General features: G+C 57.4%; 15 protein-coding genes. 11 read left to right on the plus strand and 4 right to left on the minus strand.

What is annotated here, in order from left to right:
• Positions 1 to 96 precede the first annotated feature (96 nt).
• Positions 97 to 705, minus strand: coding sequence for a LysE family translocator (locus NOM06_RS01625; RefSeq protein ID WP_255909378.1), 609 nt, complete (start codon positions 703 to 705; stop codon positions 97 to 99).
• 127 nt (positions 706 to 832) lie between these two features.
• A complete protein-coding gene (locus tag NOM06_RS01630; RefSeq protein ID WP_255909379.1) occupies positions 833 to 1,774 on the minus strand; it encodes a LysR family transcriptional regulator in 942 nt (313 codons plus the stop codon).
• Positions 1,775 to 2,001: 227 nt separating this feature from the next.
• On the opposite strand from NOM06_RS01630, the gene NOM06_RS01635 reads away from it, so the two are divergent.
• From NOM06_RS01635 to NOM06_RS01685, 11 genes are all read left to right on the plus strand, one after another.
• On the plus strand, positions 2,002 to 3,090 hold the full coding sequence (locus NOM06_RS01635) for a ketoacyl-ACP synthase III (protein ID WP_255909381.1): 1,089 nt from the start codon (positions 2,002 to 2,004) through the stop codon (positions 3,088 to 3,090).
• A gap of 253 nt (positions 3,091 to 3,343) precedes the next feature.
• Positions 3,344 to 4,558, plus strand: a complete 1,215-nt coding sequence (locus NOM06_RS20910; protein ID WP_370688886.1) for a methyl-accepting chemotaxis protein — start codon at positions 3,344 to 3,346, stop codon at positions 4,556 to 4,558.
• Between the two features lie 9 nt (positions 4,559 to 4,567).
• Positions 4,568 to 4,936, plus strand: a complete 369-nt coding sequence (locus NOM06_RS01645) for a response regulator (RefSeq protein ID WP_005338778.1) — start codon at positions 4,568 to 4,570, stop codon at positions 4,934 to 4,936.
• A gap of 13 nt (positions 4,937 to 4,949) precedes the next feature.
• Positions 4,950 to 5,276: an STAS domain-containing protein gene (locus NOM06_RS01650; RefSeq protein WP_005349569.1), complete on the plus strand. Its 327-nt coding sequence runs from the start codon at positions 4,950 to 4,952 to the stop codon at positions 5,274 to 5,276.
• 22 nt (positions 5,277 to 5,298) lie between these two features.
• A complete protein-coding gene (locus tag NOM06_RS01655; protein WP_255909382.1) occupies positions 5,299 to 7,509 on the plus strand; it encodes a chemotaxis protein CheA in 2,211 nt (736 codons plus the stop codon).
• A 10-nt stretch (positions 7,510 to 7,519) separates the two neighbouring features.
• Positions 7,520 to 9,445 (plus strand): methyl-accepting chemotaxis protein, encoded by a 1,926-nt coding sequence (locus tag NOM06_RS01660; RefSeq protein WP_255909383.1) that lies wholly within the window; start codon positions 7,520 to 7,522, stop codon positions 9,443 to 9,445.
• Positions 9,446 to 9,457: 12 nt separating this feature from the next.
• On the plus strand, positions 9,458 to 10,027 hold the full coding sequence (locus NOM06_RS01665; RefSeq protein ID WP_255909384.1) for a chemotaxis protein CheW: 570 nt from the start codon (positions 9,458 to 9,460) through the stop codon (positions 10,025 to 10,027).
• Positions 10,028 to 10,070: 43 nt separating this feature from the next.
• Positions 10,071 to 11,825 carry a methyl-accepting chemotaxis protein gene (locus NOM06_RS01670; RefSeq protein WP_255909386.1) on the plus strand — a complete coding sequence of 585 codons (1,755 nt, stop codon included), beginning with the start codon at positions 10,071 to 10,073 and terminating at the stop codon, positions 11,823 to 11,825.
• Between the two features lie 57 nt (positions 11,826 to 11,882).
• The gene (locus NOM06_RS01675; protein WP_181223307.1) at positions 11,883 to 12,686 is read left to right on the plus strand and encodes a protein-glutamate O-methyltransferase CheR; all 804 of its coding nucleotides are present in this window, start codon (positions 11,883 to 11,885) and stop codon (positions 12,684 to 12,686) included.
• Positions 12,687 to 12,689: 3 nt separating this feature from the next.
• Entirely contained in the window at positions 12,690 to 13,181 is a 492-nt protein-coding gene (gene cheD, locus NOM06_RS01680) for a chemoreceptor glutamine deamidase CheD (RefSeq protein ID WP_005349556.1), read from the plus strand.
• On the plus strand, positions 13,178 to 14,236 hold the full coding sequence (locus NOM06_RS01685) for a chemotaxis response regulator protein-glutamate methylesterase (RefSeq protein ID WP_005338795.1): 1,059 nt from the start codon (positions 13,178 to 13,180) through the stop codon (positions 14,234 to 14,236). The genes cheD and NOM06_RS01685 overlap by 4 nt, the downstream gene beginning before the upstream one ends.
• Positions 14,237 to 14,334: 98 nt before the next feature.
• Here NOM06_RS01685 and pnp read toward each other — a convergent pair whose 3' ends face one another.
• Together pnp and rpsO are read right to left on the minus strand one after the other, a co-directional pair.
• Positions 14,335 to 16,482: a polyribonucleotide nucleotidyltransferase gene (gene pnp / locus NOM06_RS01690; protein ID WP_005338796.1), complete on the minus strand. Its 2,148-nt coding sequence runs from the start codon at positions 16,480 to 16,482 to the stop codon at positions 14,335 to 14,337.
• Between the two features lie 167 nt (positions 16,483 to 16,649).
• On the minus strand, positions 16,650 to 16,919 hold the full coding sequence (gene rpsO, locus NOM06_RS01695; protein WP_005338797.1) for a 30S ribosomal protein S15: 270 nt from the start codon (positions 16,917 to 16,919) through the stop codon (positions 16,650 to 16,652).
• Between the last annotated feature and the right edge of the window lie 29 nt (positions 16,920 to 16,948).

A 16,948-nucleotide genomic window follows, 5' to 3' on the forward strand; every position in this document is an offset into this window, starting at 1 on the left:
GTCTCGGGATCAGGGCGGACAGCAAATGGACGCCACTCTAGCCCATTCACCACCCTCGTGCCTTGATCCCGCTTAAGGTATCTGCGAAATGCAGGATTAGATAACCACCTTGAGCGCCAACCCGAGCAGCACCAGCCCGCTCACCTTGTCGATAACAAAGGATTTGGCTTTGAGCCACGCCAGCACCGGCCCGCGCGAGAGCACCAGCGCCACCAGCACGTACCAGACGGCATCGATCCCGCCAGCGGTGAGCATCATGATGCCCCCTTCGCTCCAGCCGGTATCGGCCCGCACAAATTGGCTGAACAGAGCGATGAAGAAAACCGCCAGCTGGGGGTTAAGGAAAGCAACCATAAAACCTTCAAAGGCCCCCTGCCGACCGAGCAGTTGATGCACCTCTTCATTCCCTTCGTCACTGGCTGGTTTTGCCAGCAGGGCTTTCACCCCGAGCCAGGCGAGAAATGCGGCGCCGCCGTAGCGGATCAGATCAAACAGGATAGGGGTCTGGGTGATCAGGATCGAGAGGCCAAGCGCGGTAACCAGCGCATAGATACCAACCCCGAGGCCGTGGCCAAGCGCGGTGGCGACGCCATGCCCCTGCCCGCCCTGCACCGTGTTGCGGATGATCAGCGCCAGACTCGGCCCCGGGCTGATGGCCCCCATCACGCAGATTGCGGCCAGTGCCAGCCAACTCGTCAGTTCCATGCTTTTCCTCTTTTGCGCTCGATATAATGACCTGCACTCAGGGTACGGGCTGAGCCATTATGCCAGTAGTGAAAGTTATGAATAGATTCCATAACCAATGGCTATGGCACCACATAACTGACTGCGGCTAACCGCCGAGATCGAGCAGCTTGCGACTCTCGCCGACGGTGCGTTGCAGGTGATCCCGCAGGAATGGGTAGGCCAGCTCGCGAAACCAGCGGTGGGCCGGATCCTGATGGTGGCGCTGATGCCACAGCAGATGATACTGCTGGTCGCGGGTAGCAAAGGGCAGATCGACAAAGGTAAGCTCATGGCCGCAGGAGAGCTGCCAGGCGATATGGGCCGGGGTGGTCATCAGGCAATCTGTGCGCAGCAACACCTCCACTGCCGCCTGAAAGAAGGGAACTCTGGCAAACCAGCGCCGACTCAGTCCCTGCGGCGCCAATACCTGCTCCACCGGGCTGTCCTTGTCGCCTCCCCCGCTCACCTGCAGGTGAGGCCAGGCGAGATAGTCATCGAGACTCAGCGCCTTGCCCGCCAGCGGGTGGTGACGTCCCATCAACACCGCCAGCCGATCTTCCCCCTGATGCAGACCGCGGATCTGATCCGGCACCTGTTCGGTGATGGTGGAGACCAGATCGAGCTCGGACTGCCACAGTTGCGGCAGCTGACGTTTGTCCCACAGGCTGTACTCCAGCGCCGCCAACGGCGCCTCTTTGGCAAGCGCGGCGCAGATATCGGGCAGGATATGCTGGGCCACATAATCGGAGGAGGCGAGCCGAAATACCCGCTCGCAGCGGCTCGGGTCAAACCCTGGCGCCTCGTAGAGCCGCTCCAGCGCCCCGAGAGAATCCGCCAGCTGGGCTGCCAGCGCTTCGGCCCGTGGCGTCAGCAGCCAGCGTTGCCCCTCCCGCACCAGCAACTCGTCGTCAAACTCGCTGCGCAACTGGGTAAGCTGCTTGCTGATGGAGGGCTGACTCAGGTGCAACAGCTCGGCGGCGCGGCTGATATTGCGGGTCTCCAGCAGCACCTTGAGGGTGGGCAGCAGGTTGAGATTGGCTCTGAGCAAGGAGATACCCTCATCGGTGGAGAAACGCCTATCTTAGGGCAGACGAGTCCCGTGTTTTAAGAAAAATTTCCAGCCATGTTCAGCACGTTGCGACCTTTTCCAGCCAGATGGCGCAGCCACTTGCCCAACACATAACTATGACCACAAGATGACAGTGGTTGTCTCGTGCGGCATAATTGCACGATTTTCCGCCCGCGGGGCGCTCCACTTTGAGAAGCGGTAACAAGATGAAATACGCCAATATCACAGGCTGGGGCAAATGCCTGCCCCCCTCCGTGCTGACCAACGACGACCTCAGCACCATCATGGATACGTCAGATGAGTGGATCTATCCCCGTACCGGCATCAAGCAGCGTCGGGTCTCCCATGTCAGTACCTCTGACCTGGCCACCCTGGCTGGCCGTCGCGCGCTGGCCTGTGCAGGTCTCGAAGCGAGCGACCTCGATGGCATCATCCTGGCTACCGCCACTCCGGACAACCTGCTGCCAAGCGCTGCATCTGCGGTGCAGAAGAAGCTCGGCGCCGTCAACGCCGCCGTGTTCGACCTCAACGCTGCCTGCACCGGTTTCGTCTACTCCCTCTCGGTCGCTACCTCGCTGGTACAGACCGGCATGATGAAGAAGGTTCTGGTGATTGGCGCCGAGCGCCTTACCTATCTGCTGGACTGGGCCCGTCGCGATACCGCGGTACTGTTTGGCGATGGTGCCGGTGCAGTGGTGATCGAGGCAAGCGAACAAGAGTGTGGCCTGATTGCCAACAAGCTCGGCTGCGACAGCGAAGCGCGGGAGATCCTGCACGTTCCGAACTTCGGTACCGATCGGGTGCGTTTTGCCGATATCGATGGGCTGTTCACCTTCAACTTCGAAGGTCCGGAGATCTTCAAACGCGCCGTACGCGGCATGGGTGAAGCCACCAGCACTGTGCTGGCGCAGGCCGGTATTGCGCCGGAGCAGGTCGACCTGATCGTGCCGCACCAGGCCAATATCCGCATCATCGAGACCCTCGCCAAGCGGATGAATGCGCCGATGGAGAAGGTGATGGTCAACATCGAAAACTATGGCAACACCTCCGCAGCCACTGTGCCCATCGCCCTGTGCGAAGCGCTGGAGCAGGGCCGCGTCAAGCCGAACTCCTATCTGCTGACCGCTGCCTTCGGTGCCGGTCTGACATGGGGAGCCGCCATCATCAAGTGGGGCGATCGTGTTACCCCTATCAGTAAGTGCGAGGCTGAACTGCCACCGTGCGACCAGAGCGCGCTGGAACTGATTGCCCACGCCGTAGAAGGTTGCCAGAAGGCTCACGCCAACGAGGCTTGATCCTCATCAGGAGCCTGAATCCTCAGGCTCCTTCTCTCCTTTTCATCCCCACCTGGCTCTTCCCCCCACTTCGCAAGCCACTTGATACGGCAATCGCTGATACAAACAACTCCGATTTGCAGCCAATTAATTTTTTTCCGCTAACCTTATTGTGCCAACTATAAATAAAGAAAAGAGCGTCAAGGGGCACCATGACTGTTTCGGTCCCGCGCCTTTACCTCTTACCAAATAATTGCACAGGGATAAGCTACGTATGGCACAACACAAAAGTGGCGTGAACACACCGCTTTGGGAACCGGTTTGCTGGATTTGCTGCATCGGGCTTGCTCTGCTGAGCTGCCTGTTGCTGCAGCTCGCCGATGCGCTGTCACCTCTCTACCTGCTGCTCAATGTGCTGGTTGGTATTGCCGCCGCGCTCTGGACATCGAGTCACTTCCACCAGCACACACTCCGACATCGTGCCGGAGAGGAACAAACCGTCGCAACCGATCCTCTCGCCCACTCCATCATCGGGCTCGAACAGGTGTGCGAGAAGGCACTCCCCATCTGGTCCCAGCAAATTGAAAGCTCTCGTCAACAAACCGAAGCCGCGATGATTGACCTGACTCAACGCTTCAGCGGCTTGGCCAACAAGCTGGAAGAAGCAGTCAATGCTTCTCATCTGGCAGCCGGAGAATTGGGTGATGCCAATTCCCGTGGCATGGCAGGAGTCTTGAGCGAGAGCCAGCAGCAACTCAATGAGGTAGTGGCCATCCTGCACTCCGCCCAGGCCAATCGGGACGCCATGCTGGGTGAGATAAAAGGCCTGACCACCTACACCATAGAGCTCAACACCATGGCCATGGATGTGGCCAAAATCGCCTCCCAGACCAACCTGCTGGCCCTCAACGCAGCCATTGAAGCGGCTCGTGCAGGGGAAGCAGGCCGTGGCTTTGCTGTGGTCGCTGATGAAGTGCGCAACCTCTCCCGCCTCTCCAGCGAAACCGCCCAGAAGATGACCGACAAGGTAGACACCATCAATACTGCTATCGGCCGCGCCTTCCAGATTGCCGAAAATGCTGCCGCACGGGATCACGCCTCGGCGCTCAATTCGGAGCAGACAATCGAACAGGTACTGGCCCGTTTTCGCCATGCCACAGATAGCCTGGCGGAATCCGCCTCCTTGCTGCAAAACGAGAGCACCGATATCCATCGCGAAATCTCCAGCGTCATTGTCTCGCTGCAATTTCAAGACAGGGTCAGCCAGATCCTCAGCCACGTCAGACAAAACATGGAGAGCCTCTCCAGCCACTTGGTGGCTTCCGAGCAGAGCAGCAATGCGACAGGGCCAATCCAGATCGATGCCAATCGCTGGCTGGCAGAGATGGAACTCTCATACGCCACCGACGAACAGCGCAATATTCACCATGGTCGCACCACCCGTTCTGTCAACGCGCAACCAAGCAGCGCCGACATCACATTTTTCTAGGAGAGAGATATGGGCAAAACGATCCTGATCGTGGATGACTCGGCAACTATTCGCCAAGTCGTGGGCATGACCCTCAAGGGCGCCGGTTATGAGGTCATGGAAGCCTCTGACGGCAAAGATGCGCTCAACAAACTTGATGGCAAGAAGATCAACCTGATCATCAGTGACGTCAACATGCCGAACATGGATGGCATCACCTTCGTCAAAGAGGCCAAAAAGCTGGCCAACTACAAATTTACCCCTGTCATCATGCTGACCACCGAGTCTCAGGACAGCAAGAAGCAGGAGGGACAAGCCGCAGGAGCCAAAGCCTGGGTGGTCAAACCCTTCCAGCCCGAACAGATGTTGGCCGCAGTCGCCAAGCTCATCATGCCGTGATCCGGAGCACATCATGCAACTACAGAGTGAGCTACTCGACAACAAGGTAGTGGTGACCATGCCGGACGAGATCACCATTTATACAGTCAGCGAGCTGAAAGATGCTCTCTCGCCCTTATTGCATCAGGGGAACGAACTGGAGCTGAATCTGGCGGCGGTATCCGAGATAGACAGCGCCGGGCTGCAACTGCTGCTGGCAGCGAAGAAGACCGCTCTGCAGCAGGGCACCTCCCTGGCGCTGGTCTGGCACAGCCATGTTGTGCTTGAACTGCTGGAGCTCTGCCAGCTCTCGGCCTTTTTTGGCGACCCCACCCTCATCACCCATGGCGAACGGCCCTGAGCCACCATGACAAGGAGTCACCGTGAGCATCGATCTTGATCAGGCTTTACAAACCTATATCGCCGAGGCACGCGAGTTGCTTGAAGAGATGGAGTCAGCCCTTCTATCACTGGAATCTGACCCTGACAATAGCGAGCTGATTGGTGCCATCTTTCGTGCTGCTCATACCATCAAGGGGTCGGCTGGCCTCTTTGGTCTGCAACCCATCGTCGGGTTTACCCATATTGTCGAGGATCTGCTAGACCAGATCCGCAATCAGCAGCTCACAGTCACCTCTACTCTGATTAAGGATCTGCTGGAGAGCTGTGACCATATCCAGACGCTCATCAGTGTCGTTGCAGAACAGGGCAGCACGTTAAGCGAGGGCGATGCCAACCAAGATGAACGGCTGAGGCTCACCCTCACTCGTCATCAGTGCGTCCCCCATGCCACGCTGCCAGATACTGTGCATACGCCGGAACCCAAGATCGAAAAAGAGGGAGGAATTACCAGCTCCGCCTCCTTGTGGCATATATCCCTGCGTTTTGGTCCCGATGTGCTGCGCAATGGCATGGATCCGGCCGCATTTCTGCGCTATCTCGGCACACTGGGAACCATATGCTCGGTGGAGACCATCCATCAGGCGTTACCGGATTGGGAACAGTTCGATCCGGAGAATTGCTACCTAGGCTACGAGATAGACTTCGACTCGCAGGCAGACAAGACGGCCATCAGCGATGTCTTTGAATTTGTCAGAGATGACTGCCAGATCGCCATCTTGCCACCCCACAGCAAGATCGCCGAGTACATCAACCTGATCGAGTCGCTGCCTGAAGATAGCGCCATGCTGGGGCAGTTGCTGGTCAACACCGGCGCCCTGACTGCAGAGGAGTTAGCAAGCGGTCTACAGACACAACAAGCGACCCCTGCAGAACAAGCGCCCAGACTCGGAGAAATCCTGATTGCGCAGGGTGCCGTCAACGAAGCCGTTGTCGATGCAGCCCTGAAAAAACAGAATCAGACCAAAGAGAGCAAGAGCAAAGAAGGCCGTTACGTCAGGGTGCATGCCGACAAGCTGGACGATCTGATCAATCTGGTCGGGGAGTTGGTAGTCGCCAGTTCAGGGGCCAATCTGCTGGCCCAACGCACCCGCGAAAGCCAGCTGCAGGAAGCCACCTCGGTCATTGCCATGCTGGTGGAAGAGATCCGCGACAGTGCACTGCGCCTGCGCATGGTGCCTATCGGCGATACCTTCAACCGCTTCCAGCGGGTGGTGCGCGATGTCAGTCAGGAACTGAACAAGGATATCACTCTGGTGATCTCCGGAGCCGAGACCGAACTGGACAAGTCGGTGGTAGAGAAGATCGGCGATCCGCTGATGCATCTGGTCAGAAACTCGATGGATCATGGCATCGAATCGGCAGAGCAACGGCTGCTGGCAGGCAAACCCCCCCGTGGCACCCTGAATCTCAATGCCTATCACGACTCCAACAGTATCGTCATCGAAATTCGGGATGATGGCGCAGGTCTCAACAAAGCCAGGATCCAGCAAAAAGCCATCGAGCGCGGCCTGATCAGCCCAACCACCACGCTGACGGATCAGGAGATATACAACCTGATCTTCGAGCCGGGGTTCTCTACCGCCGAGGCGATAACCAACCTCTCCGGTCGCGGGGTTGGCATGGATGTCGTCAAACGCAACATCACTGCCCTGCGCGGCACGGTCGATCTGGACAGCATCCCGGGAAAAGGAACCCGTGTGCAGATCCGCCTGCCGCTCACCCTTGCCATCATCGACGGCTTCCTGGTGCGAGTCTGCGACACCCACTACGTCATTCCCCTCGATATGGTGATCGAGTGCGTTGAATTGACCCAGAGTGCACTGTCCGACACCCAGGGTCGCAATTACATCAATTTGCGTGGCGAGGTGCTGCCCTTTATCCGCCTGCAACACTACTTCGATACCAATGGCAGCAAGGGGCGGCGCGAGAACATTGTCGTGGTCAGCCACGCAGGCAAAAAATCCGGACTGGTGGTGGATGAGCTGCTGGGAGAATTCCAGACCGTCATCAAACCGTTGGGAAAATTGTTCCAGCGCCTGCAGGGCATCAGTGGCTCAACCATTCTGGGGGGGGGAGAGGTAGCCCTGATCCTCGACATTCCTTCGCTGATCCAGCACGCAATCACTCAGGAATCCTGTCAGCTCAACAGGTTGACAGTGTCGCGCAACCTGCCTCAATCCAGCATCAACTGAGGGGACCATCATGTTAAAGAATTCCACCATCAAATTGCGTCTTATCGTACTGCTCTGCATGCTCTGCCTGCTGCTGCTGGCCGTTGGCAGCCTCGGGTTATACAACATGCAGAGCAGCAATACAGGGTTGCAGCGCGTTTACAACGACAGGGTGGTTCCCCTCAAGCAGCTGAAGACCATCTCCGACAGCTATGCCGTCTCGATCATCGACAACCTCAACAAGGCCAATGCGGGGCTGATCCCGGCAGAAGAGGCTTTGAAGCAGATACAACAGGCCCAGCAGACAATCAAAAACGAGTGGCATCACTACCAGTCCACCACTCTCACTGCGGATGAACAGCGTTTGTCAGCCGAGGCGACAACCCTGTTCAACGCGGCCGATACCGATATTGGCAAGCTGGAGAAATACCTCGCCACCCAGCACGGCATGATTACTGGCATGCTGAACAATTTTGATGGTTCTCTCTATGGCTCCATCGACCCGATAGGCAACAAAATCACCGAGCTGGTGAACCTGCAGCTCAATGTGGCCAAGTCGGAATATACCGCAGCGCAATCCTGGTATGACGTGATGCTGATAACCATGGCGGTAGTTATCGCGGTCGGCATTGCACTCGCAGCCTGGTTTGGCACCCTGCTGATCAAAAGCATCATCACCCCCATCGAACAAGCTCTGCGCGTGGCCAATAGTCTGGCCGATGGCAATCTGGATGTATCGATCCAGATAGAGTCCAACGATGAAGCGGGTCAGCTCTTGATGGCGATGGATAACATGGTCAAGAAACTGGGGGCCTTGATCACGGATATCGAGACGCTGGTCACTGCCGCCGTCGAGCAGGGCGACTTCAGCCACAAGATTGCACTGGAGGATCGTCAGGGATATATCAAGCGGGTATCCGAGCTGCTGAATCGCCTCTCCCATGTGACAGATACCAGCCTGGAAGATGTGATGCGCATCGCCACCGCACTCTCCAAGGGGGATCTGACCCAGCGGATCGATGAACCCTACCCCGGTATTTTTGGCCAGACCAAAGATGGCCTCAACCAGACCATCACAGCGCTGACTAATATCATCGAAGAGGTACGCAACGCCGCCGACAACCTGACCAATGCCTCCAATCAAGTGAGCAATACAGCGCAGGCATTGAGTCAGGCTACCAGCGAGCAAGCAGCCAGCGTTGAAGAGACCAGTGCCTCTATCGAGCAGATGAGCGCAAGCATCAATCAGAACACCGAGAACGCCAAGATCACCGACAGCATGGCCAGCAACTCGGTGCTGGAGGCCACAGATGGGGGGCAATCCGTTCAACAGACGGTGACCGCCATGCAGCAAATCGCCAAGAAAGTCAGCATCATCGACGACATTGCCTACCAGACCAACCTGCTTGCCCTCAACGCCGCCATAGAGGCGGCTCGCGCCGGAGAGCATGGCAAAGGCTTCGCGGTGGTTGCCGCCGAGGTGAGGAAACTGGCAGAGAGAAGCCAAATCGCGGCGCAAGAGATTGGCGAGCTCTCCTCCGACAGCGTCAGCAAGGCAGAGCGGGCTGGCAACCTGCTGGAGAGGATCGTCCCTTCCATACGAAAAACCTCTGACTTGGTACAAGAGATCAATGCCGCCTCAGGTGAACAGGCCAGCGCAGCCAACCAGATCAGTCTGGCCATGAGCCAGCTTAATCAGGTGACACAACAGAATGCGGCCAGCAGCGAGGAGTTGGCAGCCACGGCCGAAGAGATGAGCTCGCAAGCCAGCGAACTGCAGCAAACCATGGCCTTTTTTGCTCTGGAAAAAAGTGCCCAGCTCAACACCAAGCCCCATGAAATCGGCCACAAGGGCATGCCTCCCAGAGGCAGTTTCATCGCCCCCCCACAACGGGCCAACCAGCCCAATCAACCATCATCCCATTCCATTGATGACGCGGATTTTGTCCGCTTTTAACCGGAGGCGACCATGCATACATCCACCGACATCACGGTGCCATCAGCGGCCGCTGACGAGAGCAGTGGCGATGCCCAGTACCTGACATTTCTGATCAACAACGAGATGTTCGCCATCAATATTCTGGGGGTCAAAGAGATCATCGAATACGGCAATATCACTCCGGTTCCGATGATGCCGGGTTTTATTCGTGGCGTAATCAACCTCAGAGGGGCGGTAGTGTCGGTCGTCGACCTGAATGCCCGCTTTGGCAATCCACCTTCGGTCATCACTCGCCGCAGTTGCATTGTCATTATTGAGGGAATGGCCCCGCAGGGCGATGAACCTGTAGGTCAGGATATTGGCGTTGTTGTGGATTCCGTATCGGAAGTACTGGGTATCCCACAAGCAGATATCGAGCCCCCCCCCAGTTTTGGTGCCCGCATCCGGGCCGATTTCATCAGCGGCATGGGCAAGGTCAACGGCAAATTCGTCATCCTCATCGATACCGGGAAAGTGTTGTCACTCGATGAGATGGCTCAACTCAACGAACTGGCCCAGCCACAGGCAAGGTTGCCACAAGGCAACCTGCAACCCTCCTGAACAGGCCTCCATACACCACGACATGCAGCATAAGGAAACGCTCATGAGCCAATCACTCTTAGGAAAACTCTTCGGAGACAATGCCACCGAAGTGAGGCAGCGGACCCAGTTACTCGACGCAATCGGCCAGCTGCAACACGCAGTTCTGGCAGAGCAGGTTCCAGCACCACTCGATCTTTCCGGTATGGATAGCCCCTTGCGTGAAGTAGGACATGCCATCAACGAGGTGGTCACCTTGCTCAGTGACAAGCTGGAACAGAGCCGCAACGACATTAAAAAGAACCAGATGTTGCTCCATGAGAACCAGCTGGTTCGCAAAGCCCTCGACTGCGCCAGCACCAACGTGATGATTGCCGATACCAACCTCGACATTATCTATATGAACGAGGCTGTGACCGGCATGCTCAATCAGGCTGAGACCGACATCAAGAAAGAGCTCTACAGCTTCAACGCCAATCAGCTGATGGGCGCCAACATCGACAGCTTTCATAAAAATCCCGGCCATCAGCGCGCCATGCTGGCCAAACTCAACAGCACCTACCGCACCCAGATACAGCTGGGGGGGCGCACCTTCTCCCTGATCGCCAATCCGGTCTTCAACGATACCGGTGAACGGTTGGGGTCCGTGGTCGAATGGGCCGACAGAACCAAGGAGGTGATGATAGAGAAAGAGATGTCCGACATTGTGCAGGCCGTGATCAATGGCGAGCTGCACCGCAGGATGGAACTTGCTGGCAAGAGCGGCTTCTTTCAGGCGATGGGAGAAGGGATCAATCAAATTGCCGACGTGATCGACAGTACCCTCAACGATGTCATCCGGATCGTGCAATGTCTGGCAAAAGGGGATCTGACCCAGCAGATTGAGGCGGACTATCCCGGCGTGTTTGGCACCACCAAGGATGCGCTCAACAAGACCATCGCTTCGCTCACCAACATCGTCACCGAAGTGCGCGGCGCCTCTGACAACCTTTCAAGTGCCGCCGAGCAGGTAAGCGCGACCGCCCAGTCGATCAGCCAATCCAGCAGTGAACAAGCCTCCAGCATGGAGGAGACCAGCGCCTCCATCGAGCAGATGAGCGCCAGCATCAACCAGAATACCGACAATGCCCAGGTCACCGATGGCATGGCCAGCAAGGCAGCCAAAGAGGCCGTAGAGGGAGGAGAAGCGGTCAAACTGACTGTGGATGCCATGAAGCAGATCGCCAGACGGATTGGCATCATCGATGACATCGCCTACCAGACCAATCTGCTGGCACTCAACGCAGCTATCGAAGCTGCGCGGGCTGGCGATCACGGTAAGGGCTTTGCCGTAGTGGCGGCGGAGGTGCGCAAACTGGCCGAACGCAGCCAGGTGGCAGCACAGGAGATTGGTGAGCTGGCCTCCAGCAGTGTCGAGATGGCGGAAAAAGCCGGTCGTTTGCTGGATCAGATGGTTCCTTCCATCAACAAGACCTCGGATCTGGTGCAGGAGATCAGTGCCGCATCTAATGAGCAGTCTACCGGCGTTAGCCAGATCAACCTTGCGATGAGCCAGCTGAGTCAGGTTACCCAGCAGAACGCCTCTTGCAGCGAAGAGCTGGCTGCCACAGCAGAAGAGATGAGCAGCCAGGCTGAACAGCTGCAGCTGGCCATGGAGTTCTTTACTCTGGAGGCCCACGCCAAAGAAGGTAAAGCAGCCACCTCGCATCTTCACCCCAATACCCGAGGTCGCTTCATGAACGAGAGCAATGCCAACAGTCGGGAACGAGCCGCCACAGCCCAACGCCCCATCGGCGATGGCGATTTTGTCCGGTTCTAGTCACGGGAGAGGCGTTGCCTCTCCCATCTCCGACAACACAGGTAGAGGGACAGCTTTTTGTATCAAACCCAGCTGCATGATGATGAGTTCTCCCGTTTCCAACGCTGGCTTCATCAAACGGCGGGGATAGAGCTGTCTCCAGCCAAGAAGGCGCTGGTAGCCAGCCGCCTGGCGAAACGGCTCTGCCACTATGAGCTGGATAGTTATGACGACTACTTCCAGCTCATCATGAACGATCGCAGCAGCGAACTGCAGCTGGCGCTTGATCTCCTTACCACCAACGAAACCTACTTTTTTAGGGAGCCCAAACACTTCGAGTTTCTGACGCGGGAGATAGTCTCAGCACACCCGCCCGAGCAACCACTGCGGGTCTGGAGCGCTGCCAGCTCATCCGGCGAGGAGCCCTACAGTCTGGCCATGACCCTCGCGGAAAAACGCAGCGCCTTCAACTGGGAGATCCTGGCCTCCGATATCTCGTCCCGGGTGCTGGAACAGGCGATGAGCGGGCGCTACCCCATCGAGCGGGCGCAAAATATTCCACTGCCCTTTTTGATGAAGTATTGCCTCAAGGGTGTGGGCCTACAGGAGGGCATCTTCATCATCGATCGCAAGTTGCGGGACAAGGTGCAGTTCATGCAGATCAACCTCAATCAGGATCTGCCGGACATCGGAATGTTTGACGTCATCTTCATCAGAAACGTGATGATCTACTTCAACAAGGAGACCAAAGGGCAAGTATTGCAGCGGCTGGTACCCAGACTCAAACCCGGTGGCTACCTGCTGGTGAGCCACGCCGAGAGCCTGCATGGCCTGCACCACGGCCTGCAGCTTGTCTCGCCTTCCATCTATCAGAAGAGATAAGTCATGACTCGGGAGGTGATCCTGCAACCGGGAGAGCTCTTTTTTGGCAAGGAGGATGTGGTGGTCAGAACCGTACTGGGCTCCTGTATTGCCATCACCTTGTGGCATCCGGAGCAGAAACAGGGAGGAATGTGTCACTACATGCTGCCAAGTCGGCGCAATCCCTCTACCAAGCTGGATGGGCGCTATGCCGATGAAGCCCTCGCCTTGCTGCTGCAAGCGGCCAGTCACTATCCCGCCCCTATCCATGAATATGAGGCCAAGTTGTTCGGGGGGGGCAACATGTTTACCGAGCCTCAATACGCACAGAGCGACAACAATGTCGCCGCCAAAAATATTCAGGCAGCCTGGCAGCTGACCCGACACCTTGGCCTTGATATCAAGGCTCATCATCTTGGCCATAGCGGCCACCGAAGCTTGCTCTTTGAGCTCAGCAACGGCAGTGTCTGGCTCCGCCATCATCGTCTGCCACATCAACGGGAGTCGCGAGAATGAAGCAGATCCGGGTCATGCTGGTGGATGATTCCGCCGTGGTCAGACAGGTATTGCAAGCGGTGCTGGAGCAGGAGCCTGATATCCGGGTGATCGCCACGGCATCAGACCCCCTGTTTGCCCAGGAAAAACTGAAGAAAGAGTGGCCTGACGTCATAGTGCTTGATGTGGAGATGCCCCGTATGGACGGCATAACCTTTCTCACCAAGATCATGGCGGAGCATCCCACCCCGGTGGTGATCTGCTCCTCCCTCACCGAAAAGGGGGCCGAGACCACCCTGCAGGCAATGGCTGCCGGCGCGGTGGACATCATCACCAAGCCGACCATGGGGATAAAAAGCTTTCTGCAAGAATCTGCCCACGACCTGGCGATGGCGGTACGTGCTGCGGCCCAGGCCAACCTCAAGCGCGTGGGCAAGCCCTCCTCTGTGCCGGTCAGCACAAAACTCAACGCGGATGCCATGCTGGCGCCCAACCAGCACGCCATGGCACAAACCACAGAGCGACTCATCGCCATCGGCACCTCAACCGGCGGCACCCAGGCACTGGAAGCCGTGCTGACTGCCTTGCCCCGGGTCAGCCCCGGCATTGTCATCGTGCAGCACATGCCGGAAAAATTTACCGCCATGTTTGCCGAACGCCTGAACGGGGTCTGCCAGATAGAAGTACGGGAGGCGAGGAACAATGACCGGGTGATCCCGGGGCTGGCGCTGATTGCCCCCGGCGGCAAGCATATGCTGCTCAAACGCAGCGGTGCCTACTATCACGTCGAGGTAGTCGACGGGCCGCTTATCAACCGCCATCGCCCCTCGGTGGATGTACTGTTTCGCTCCGTCGCCAAATATGCCGGCAAGAATGCCACCGGCATCATCATGACCGGCATGGGGGATGATGGTGCCCGGGGATTGCGCGAGATGCTGGATGCGGGTGCCAACACCTATGCCCAGGATGAGGCCTCCTGCGTGGTCTTCGGCATGCCCAAGGAGGCGATCAAGCTGGGAGCTGCCCGCCATGTGCTCCCCTTACAAGAGATGCAATACGCCATCCTCGGTAAGTAATCCCTTATCGCGCGTTTTGACCATAAAAAAGTCCGGCACCCCAAGGGGAGCCGGACTTTTTACATCAACCGGAACCAATCCGGTATCAGGCGAGCAGATTACTCTGCAGCAGGCGCTTCTTCAGCGGCCGGAGCTGCGTCAGCAGCAGGTGCAGCTGCTTCGGTCGGGGCGTTCGCTTCCTTGATGGAGAGACGTACGCGGCCCTGACGGTCCACTTCCAGTACCTTCACCTTGACCACGTCACCGATGGTCAGGTGGTCAGCCACGTTCTGCACGCGAGCGTCGGTGATCTGGGAGATGTGTACCAGACCATCTTTGCCCGGCAGAATGTTGACGAATGCACCGAAATCGGCCAGACGAACAACTTTACCTTCATAGATGCGGTTCACTTCGATCTCGGCGGTGATGGCCTCGATGCGACGGATCGCTTCCATGGCGGCTTCGTTGGCCACGGCGGAGATACGTACAGTGCCGTCATCATCCAGCTCGATGTTGGTGCCGGTCTCTTCGGTCAGCGCTCGGATCACGGAACCACCCTTACCGATCACGTCCTTGATCTTCTCAGGATTGATCTTGATGGTGTGGATACGCGGTGCAAAATCGGAGATCTGGGCACGCGGAGCCTGGATAGCTTCGTCCATCACTTTCAGGATGTGCAGACGAGCGCCACGAGCTTGCTTCAGAGCAATCTCCATGATCTCTTTGGTGATGCCTTCGATCTTGATGTCCATCTGCAGCGCGGTCACACCTTCGGTGGTACCGGCTACTTTGAAGTCCATGTCGCCCAGGTGATCTTCGTCACCCAGAATGTCGGACAGCACGACGAAACCTTCTTCTTCCTTCACCAGACCCATGGCGATACCGGCAACGGAGGCCTTGATCGGCACACCGGCATCCATCAGCGCCAGAGAGGAACCACAGACAGACGCCATGGAGGAGGAGCCGTTGGATTCGGTGATTTCAGAGACCACGCGCACCACGTACGGGAACTCGGCGGCGCTCGGCATCACGGCAGCAACGCCGCGCTTGGCCAGACGGCCGTGACCGATTTCACGACGCTTCGGGCTACCCATCATGCCGGTCTCACCGACACAGTATGGCGGGAAGTTGTAGTGCAGCATGAAGCGATCGGCACGGTTGCCGGTCAGCTCGTCGATGTTCTGGGCGTCACGCTCGGTACCCAGAGTGGCGACCACGATGGCCTGAGTTTCACCACGGGTGAACAGGGCAGAACCGTGAGCACGGGGCAGAATACCGGTACCTACACTCAGGGCGCGGATCATTTCCGGATCGCGACCATCGATACGCGGCTCACCACGTACTACGCGACCACGAACGATGCGGCTTTCCAGGCTGTGGAACTCTTCGCCGATCTTCTTGGCATCTTCTTCCACACCGGAAGCGATAACTTGCTCAACCACACGACCCTTGATGGCCGCGATGGTTTCGTAACGAACAGCCTTCTCGGTGATGCGATAGGCTTCACCCAGTTCGGCGCTCGCCAGCTCGGCAACCTTGGCTTTCAGCGCTTCGTTGACGGCAGGCGGAGTCCAATCCCACGGCTTGGTGCCAACGGCAGCGGCAAACTCGTTGATCGCATTGATCACGGTCTGCATCTGCTCGTGACCGTATACCACGGCGCCCAGCATCACCTCTTCGGAGAGGATGGCCGCTTCGGACTCAACCATCAGCACGGCATTGGCAGTACCGGCAACCACCAGATCCAGATCGCTCTGCGGCAGTTCGGTGGTGGTCGGGTTCAGCACATACTGACCGTTCATGTAACCCACGCGAGCAGCACCGATCGGGCCGCCAAACGGGATACCGGAGATGGCCAGTGCAGCAGAGGCACCAATCATGGCAACGATGTCGGGGGATACGGCCGGATTCACGGACATTACGGTCGCAACGACCTGAACCTCATTGAGGAAGCCTTCCGGGAACAGCGGACGAATAGGACGGTCGATCAGACGGGAGATGAGGGTCTCGCCTTCGCTCGGACGGCCTTCACGACGGAAGAAACCACCCGGGATACGACCAGCAGCATAGGTACGCTCCTGGTAGTTGACGGTCAGCGGGAAGAAATCACGGCCATGATCGGCCTCTTTCTTGCCGACTACGGTCACAAATACGCAGGTATCGTCCATGCTGACCATAACGGCCGCAGTGGCTTGACGGGCCATCACACCGGTTTCCAGAGTGACGGTGTGTTGACCGTACTGGAATGACTTTACAATAGGATTCACGTGAATTTCCTTTTTACAATTTGGCTCTTTAAATTCGCGCACAAGTATACTTGATTCGATGCAAAAGGTAAGCGGCGACGCGAATTCTGTGAGGCAGGCAACGGCTTGAAGAGCAATAAAAAAGGGGAACCTGACGGTTCCCCTTTTTCGCGAAATCTGATGGTCGATTAACGACGCAGACCCAGCTTGGCGATCAGAGCAGCATAACGCTCGGAATCTTTACGCTTCAGGTAGTCCAGCAGCTTACGACGCTGGGAAACCATGCGCAGCAGACCGCGACGACCGTGGTGGTCCTTGGAGTGCTCTTTGAAGTGACCTTGCAGATGGTTGATCTGGGCAGTCAGCAGGGCAACTTGCACTTCGGGGGAACCGGTGTCGTTGGCGCAACGAGCGTTGTCAGCAACGATTTGAGCTTTGATCTCAGCATTTAGAGACATGGTAATACTCCAGTAGAGTGTTTAAAGGT

Source organism: Aeromonas sp. JL9, from assembly GCF_024436075.1.
Classification (GTDB): domain Bacteria; phylum Pseudomonadota; class Gammaproteobacteria; order Enterobacterales; family Aeromonadaceae; genus Aeromonas; species Aeromonas veronii.